This is a genomic window from uncultured Paracoccus sp. (assembly GCF_937873615.1).
GTDB lineage: Bacteria > Pseudomonadota > Alphaproteobacteria > Rhodobacterales > Rhodobacteraceae > Paracoccus.
This window is the reverse complement of the sequence record NZ_CALMYP010000019.1, coordinates 1-5887: the sequence shown is the minus strand read 5'-3', so window position 1 is coordinate 5887 and position 5887 is coordinate 1. Positions and strand designations below refer to the sequence as shown.

7 protein-coding genes and 1 pseudogene are annotated in these 5887 nt (G+C 60.2%); 6 read left to right on the top strand and 2 right to left on the bottom strand.

Annotated elements, in window-relative coordinates:
* The 3 genes and pseudogenes from Q0330_RS06515 to Q0330_RS06505 all read left to right on the top strand — a co-directional run.
* A partial coding sequence (locus tag Q0330_RS06515) for a replication initiator protein A (RefSeq protein WP_299476199.1) occupies window positions 1–913 on the top strand: 913 nt, incomplete at its 5' end.
* Window positions 914–987: 74 nt separating this feature from the next.
* Window positions 988–1380 (top strand): hypothetical protein, encoded by a 393-nt coding sequence (locus tag Q0330_RS06510; RefSeq protein WP_299476196.1) that lies wholly within the window; start codon window positions 988–990, stop codon window positions 1378–1380.
* A gap of 136 nt (window positions 1381–1516) precedes the next feature.
* Window positions 1517–2080 (top strand): annotated as a pseudogene (locus Q0330_RS06505) (MT-A70 family methyltransferase); the annotation flags it as partial.
* Between the two features lie 265 nt (window positions 2081–2345).
* Here Q0330_RS06505 and Q0330_RS06500 read toward each other — a convergent pair.
* Both Q0330_RS06500 and mobQ read right to left on the bottom strand, forming a co-directional pair.
* The gene (locus Q0330_RS06500; RefSeq protein WP_299476193.1) at window positions 2346–3047 is read right to left on the bottom strand and encodes a BglII/BstYI family type II restriction endonuclease; all 702 of its coding nucleotides are present in this window, start codon (window positions 3045–3047) and stop codon (window positions 2346–2348) included.
* 157 nt (window positions 3048–3204) lie between these two features.
* Window positions 3205–4449: a MobQ family relaxase gene (mobQ, locus tag Q0330_RS06495; RefSeq protein WP_299476191.1), complete on the bottom strand. Its 1245-nt coding sequence runs from the start codon at window positions 4447–4449 to the stop codon at window positions 3205–3207.
* A 155-nt stretch (window positions 4450–4604) separates the two neighbouring features.
* On the opposite strand from mobQ, the gene Q0330_RS06490 reads away from it, so the two are divergent.
* The 3 genes from Q0330_RS06490 to Q0330_RS06480 all read left to right on the top strand — a co-directional run.
* The gene (locus Q0330_RS06490) at window positions 4605–4871 is read left to right on the top strand and encodes a hypothetical protein (RefSeq protein ID WP_299476189.1); all 267 of its coding nucleotides are present in this window, start codon (window positions 4605–4607) and stop codon (window positions 4869–4871) included.
* On the top strand, window positions 4868–5431 hold the full coding sequence (locus tag Q0330_RS06485) for a hypothetical protein (RefSeq protein ID WP_299476186.1): 564 nt from the start codon (window positions 4868–4870) through the stop codon (window positions 5429–5431). The genes Q0330_RS06490 and Q0330_RS06485 overlap by 4 nt, the downstream gene beginning before the upstream one ends.
* A gap of 303 nt (window positions 5432–5734) precedes the next feature.
* The coding region (locus tag Q0330_RS06480; protein WP_299476201.1) for a replication initiator protein A at window positions 5735–5887 on the top strand (153 nt) is incomplete at its 3' end.

Sequence of the window (5887 nt, the reverse complement as noted above, 5' to 3'; positions counted from 1 at the left end):
GCTGTTCTCGCTGGCGACAAAGCCGGATATGCGGCACCTCGAATACCGGAACGGCGACAACGTGCTGAAAATCCGGCCCTCCGGGCTTGGCCTGCCGACGATCTTCGACAAGGATATTCTGATCTTCACCATCAGCCAGTTGATGGCCCGGAAAAACCGGGGTGAGCCGATTGGCGATACGGTGCGATTCTCGGCCCGCGAACTGTCGGTTGCCACGAACCGACCCATTGGCGGAAACCACTACAAGCGCCTTGAGGATGCCTTTTCCCGCCTGCAAGGAGCGCAGTTCGTGACAAACATCAAATCTGGGGGGAAGGTGGAAACTCGGATTTTCTCCCTGATCGACGAAGGCGGTTTCGTCCGCACCGATGATGAACGGTTCCGCCTCGACTACTGCGAGGTGAAGCTGTCTCGCTGGCTGATGCGGGCGATAGAAACCGACCAGGTGGTGACGATCTCCCACGACTATTTCCGCCTGCGCAGACCGCTGGAGCGCCGCCTGTATGAAATCGCCCGGAAGCACTGTGGCAGCTCCCCGAAGTGGCAAATCGGGCTGGCGAACCTCCAGAACAAGACCGGCAGCAACGCCCCGATCAAACGCTTCCGCCACAACCTGCGCGAAATCATCCGGGCGGACGTGACCCCTTTCTATCAGTTCGAGATAGACGATGACGATCTTGTCACCGTGCGCCCCCGCTCGGCGCCGATCAAACTCGCCCCCTCCATCAGGATCCCGGAATGGGCAGAGGAACAGGCCCGAACACATGCCCGAACACTAGGCTGGGATTACTACGCCCTACGGGCGGGATGGTTAGCCTTCGCACAAGAGGAAACCGCGAAGGGAAATCCGCCAAAAAACCCCGGCGCGGCCTTCGTCGCCTACTGCAAGAAGCAGGAAAACCTGCGGACTTGACCGTAACCGTCAAGGGCTGGACGCGGACAGGTAAACAGTTCACCATTGCGGAAACCTGAACAACGGGAAACCCCATGGCATACACCCTTGGAGAAGCGGCTAAGGCAACGGGAAAGTCGAAGGCGACCATCTCGAAGGCCATAAAAAGCGGGAGAATATCTGCTATCAAAGATGATACCGGAACCTTTCGGATTGATCCTGCAGAGTTGCACAGGGTTTACCCCCCAACAGCTTCACAAGAACAAGAAGAAACACCAAGAAAACCAGTGGTAAACACCACAAATGACGGGCTTATCAGAGAGTTGCAGGCCCGCCTTGATGCCGCACATGAACGGTTGGCCGACAAGGAAACGGTGATCTCAGACCTTCGGGAAGATCGGGACAAGTGGCGGCAGCAGGCAACCGCTCTCCTATCCGATCAACGCCCGCGCTCGGGCTTCTGGACTCGATTGATCGGCAAAACCTGAGCAGCCCAGATTTCCAAACAACAAAAAACCGCTCATTAGCCTAACAGGACTAGCCATAGTGGCCCCACTGACATAAAGATCTATTAAAAGATCTAATCTGGTGTAACCAAACATGACCAAGCAAAAGTCCGAGCCGCTGCGCCCCGAGAACGCCCCCCCCCCCTTTCCAAAGGTCGCCGGGGGATTTTCAACAGTTCTGGCGGATCCGCCTTGGCGCTTCTCTAACCGCACCGGGAAGGTGGCTCCAGAGCACAGACGTTTAGACCGCTACTCAACAATGTCGCTCGACATGATCAAGGCACTTCCCGTCGAAGATGCCTGCGCGAAAAACGCTCACCTATATCTCTGGGTGCCAAACGCTCTACTGCCGGAGGGGTTGGAGGTTATGAATGCTTGGGGCTTCCGCTACGTTTCAAACATCATCTGGGCGAAACGCCGCAAAGATGGTGGACCAGACGGGCGAGGGGTGGGATTCTACTTTCGGAACGTCACCGAAATTCTGCTGTTCGGAGTCCGGGGATCGTTGCGCACTCTCGCACCCGCTCGGTCACAGGTAAACATGATCGAGACCCGGAAACGGGAACATTCGCGGAAACCTGACGAGCAGTATGATCTCATCCAGCAATGCTCCCCCGGACCATATCTCGAAATGTTCGCCCGCCATCCGCAAGATGGTTGGACCGCATGGGGTGACGAGTCCGCCGATGACGTTGCGCCGAGGGGGAAAGTCCACAAAGGATATGCTGGTGGCGAAATGCTGCCCCCATTGCATGCCAACGAGCAAGTCCCAGAGCCAATTTCCGTTGCTATCAGCCGCGAGATTCGTGCACGCTACGAGGACGGCGACAGTATCCGCGACATCGCACAAGAGGCCGGATATTCGATTCAGCGCGTCAGGGCGCTTTTAAATCTGGCCGATACGACACTGCGCCCGCGCGGCAGGCCCGCCGCCGCACAGTGACCCCTTAAGCGTATGGGTTCCCGTTCCATGTGGCTTCTGTCGCAGCGACGATCAAGACCGGGCAGGAACCCATCACCCCCCGACGAACACGCATCTGCGCCTTGTCAAACGCAGTCACCGTTGAAGTTGTCAGGTCGATGGGCAGCTTCGTGACCCTATCCTCTTCGGCCAACGTCATCTGGTATTCACCCCAGAGCCGCCTTGCGAGCCTGAGCAGAGACAGCCTGTCCTTTGTTATGATGACGCCAGCGGAGATCACCCCCGCTTCAAACCATGAACGATACGATGCGAGATCCCGGTCCAGATTTCCATCTTTCGCATTCCACTCCACATCGAGCACGATCCGGTTCTTAAAATTATCAACCAAGTAGCCTTCTTGATATACTGGCGGAAGCTCTCCGACTTTCGCTCCATCCCGCGAAAATAGAAGGCCCGTTGTGGAAAGGTCCAACCGCGTCTCGCTCCACCCTCGACGCGCAAATTCCGCATCAATCTGTTCGGCAATATCACCACGGTTTCCGCCCGGACGCAGCCAATACTGCGGATCCAAACGGTAGGTGGACAACACCTCTACAATGTCCTTCCACTCTCCGGGGCATACGGCTTTCATCACTGCCGAAGCCGAGTTGGTCTCCATGAAAACCCAGTGATTTCTGGCTACCTCCGGCAATACAGCCGGATCGTCATACGTATGTGTTTCAAACATTTCCCATGACGGCGATCTCGCCGCTTCCATCGTCCGCGATTCTGCTTTGCTGCGGACAATGGCACATTATTCTTCAAAGGGCAGGCACTTACCGCCCCGGCAGGCCAGCCCCGGCCCGCTCGTTCCATTGCGGGCTGTAGGGCCCGGGCTGGCCGGATCAGTGAGAAAGCCCGCTATCCCTGTCAAGGTCGCGGGCTTCCCGCTCCCGCAACCGTTCCTGTTGCCGATCTTGCTCCTTCAGGCGCTCGACCTCCTGCAACCGCTGGCGTTCCTCAGCCTCCCGACCTTCCTGCAAGCGCGCGGCGGCCTCGGCCAGCGTTCCTCGGTCGATCCCTTGCGCGGCCTCGCGTAGCCGCTCGGCCAAGCTGCTGCGGGCGGATTCTGGTTCCGGGGTTTGACCAGGTGCAACCACGGTATCGGACGCGGTGCGGCTCTGGCGGGCTTCCCATGCCTCGCGCAACCGCTCGGCCAGATCCTGCCCACCCTTCCGGCCATTCCAATCCGCAGCGTCGGCATAGGCCAGCCCCTGCGCCGGCGGCCCGAGGCGATCCACCGCCCGCCCGATCCAGTCCCGCACCTGACTGGCCAGAACCTCCGCCACCCGCGCGACCTCGACCGCCTGCGCCTTGACCTCCCGCCAGACCCGGACGGCCGCGACCTCGATGCCGCGTTCCTTCATCTGCCACGCCCCAGCAGACAGTTGCGGCAGCGGATCCCGGTCCAGTTCCACCGCCCGCACCGTCTGGCGCAGCGCCTCCGCCTCGTCGCCGCGATCATGCGCCGCGGTGGCCCGCTCCTGCGCTTCGATCCGCTGCGCCTCTAGGGTCCGGTGGTCGATCCGTTCCTCATGGCCGCATCGCTCAAGCGCCCGATTGCTGTCCCGCGCCCATGCCTCACGCCATCCTTCCAACATCTCCACCGCGTTCCAGTCCCGGTTCTTCGCCCCGAACCCCTCGGGGCCGATTTCGCGGGTGGTCAACAGGATATGGGCATGGTGGTTGCGGTCATCGCCTTCGCGCCCCGGCGCATGAAGCGCGATGTCGGCCACCATGCCACGGGCCACGAACTCGCGCTGGCAGAATTCGCGCACCAGCTCGACGCGCTGCCCGTGGTCCAGCTCGGCGGGCAGGGCCACCCGGATTTCGCGAGCAACCTGCGAATTCTTCCGGGTCTCTGCCGCCTCGACCGCGTTCCACAGCGCCGCCCGATCCTGCACCCATGCGGGCGCATGGGTGGGGGCGAGGGTTTCGACGTGATCGACGCCGCCGCGCGCACGGTAATCGAAGGTCAGCCCGGTGCGGTGATCCTCGATCCGTTCGCCCACGCGGTAGGCCGCTGCCGCCGTGGCGCTGCGACCGCTCGACCGAGAAATCATCGTGGCCCGAAGGTGATAGATCGCCATTTCCGCGCGCGCTCTTGCTTGGGGTTCAAAGGGGAATGCAGTTGCCCCTTTGCCCACACAAACGCGCAGCGTTTGTATAAGTGGGCACTTCGTGTTTGACACGCTATTCAGAGCGAGGCACAAATTCAACTGTTGTAATGAGGAAAGGCGGCAGAATGGCGCGCACCATCGATCAGCAGATTGCAGATGCGCAAGCGAAGCTGGCGCGGCTCAAAACCCGTCAGAAAGCCAGCGATACCCGCCGAAAGATCATCGTCGGCGCCATCGTCACCACCGAAGCCCTGAAAGACCCCAAGATTTCCAAGTGGCTGGCCTCCACCCTGCGAAAGAACGCAACCCGGGACGTGGACCAGAAGGAAATCGCCGGACTGCTGGCCAACCTCGATGCAAAGGCGCAAAGCGCCGGGGCGGGTGAGGCATGAGCGGCGTCAAAGACCCCTTCGAGATTCTGGCCGACGAAATCACCCTCATCCGCCGCCAGGTCGATCACCTCCAGCGCACCAGCCTCGATAAGGACGAGGCCGAAGCCTTCAACGTCCGGGTTGCCGAGGTGCTGAACTCGCTGGCCGAGGTTGCCCCCGCCCTGCAGAAGGTCATGCAGCGCGATCTGGCACAAGCCGCCCTCGATGTGCGCAGGCATGCCGTGGAGGCCGCGCAAGGGGCCGCCAGAGAGGCAATCGAGAAGTCCCATGCCGAGAGCCTCAAGGCCGCAAAAGACCTCTCACGGGCCGCAGGAGAAGCCCGCAGAGAGGCATGGCGCTGGTTCGGCGGGTTCTGGGTCTGGTTGGCCTCGATCGGGGCCACAGGGGCGCTTATCGGCGCGCTGGCGGTGTTCTGGCTGCAAGGTCATGCCGATGCCAAAGCCTTCGGGGAGTATCCGCGCATCTTTTGCACATCCGCAGGCGGGCAGATCGTCACAAACCCCGAGGGCCGAAGGTTCTGCGCCCTGTGGGTCGATCCGCCAACTCAGTCTGGGGGCTGATCTCACCGCCCCCTTGCCTTCTTCATGGTAAATCCACCGCTTGCCATAGGCACAAGCGGTGGGCTTCTGGGTGTGACACCGGCAAAAAGCCCTAGTGTTATTAGTGTTACCTACGGAGTAAGTTACGCGCCCCATAAGTGTTTGTGGGGACACAAATAAACCAGCATATCGGTTCCGAAAGGGTCAAACTTTGGTTCCGAAAGGGTCAAACTTTGGTTCCGAAAGGGTCAAACCATCTTCCCACCTCAAACCGTTCCTGATAGGTCAAACAAGATAGTTCTCGATAGGTCAAAGTGACGCCGTATGAGCCTGCTTCCAGATCGACACCCAAACTTGGATTTCTTCGTGCTCGACATCGCTGATGCGGTGCCGAAGGATGACATGGCGTCGATGGAACACCCGCTGTTCTCGCTGGCGACAAAGCCGGATATGCGGCACCTCGAATACCGGAACGGC